Source organism: Rhodococcus sp. T2V, assembly GCF_029269925.1.
Classification (GTDB): domain Bacteria; phylum Actinomycetota; class Actinomycetes; order Mycobacteriales; family Mycobacteriaceae; genus Rhodococcus_F; species Rhodococcus_F koreensis.
This window is the reverse complement of record NZ_JARJBD010000567.1, coordinates 1-318: the sequence shown is the minus strand read 5'-3', so window position 1 is coordinate 318 and position 318 is coordinate 1. Positions and strand designations below refer to the sequence as shown.

At 69.8% G+C, this 318-nt stretch carries 1 protein-coding gene; it reads left to right on the top strand.

The window, feature by feature from the left end; genetic code table 11:
- The coding region (locus tag P3H15_RS55430) for a hypothetical protein (protein WP_276144966.1) at positions 1-209 on the top strand (209 nt) is incomplete at its 5' end.
- Between the last annotated feature and the right edge of the window lie 109 nt (positions 210-318).

Here is a 318-nt window from a genome sequence, read left to right as displayed (position 1 = left end):
CGCGGCGCAGCGCCGGGGCGAGCGGCGATTCGGGGTACGGGTACTCCGCCGCCGGGTCGCGGCGCAGCGCCGGGGCGAGCGGCGATTCGGGGTACGGGTACTCCGCCGCCGTCGACGTCCCAGTCCGCGCGCCGCAGCAACCGTTGCATCCCGTCCGGGCTGATCTCGCCGGCCCGCTCGGCGAGGGTCCACCCGTTCTTGCGTTCTAGACCGCGAAGGCATTGACAACAGTCCTGACCGGCAGAGGGGAAGGGGAAGTCTGCCGCCACAACCTTGCAACGAAAACAGGCCGGAACTAAGCAGCGACACGCTACTAGT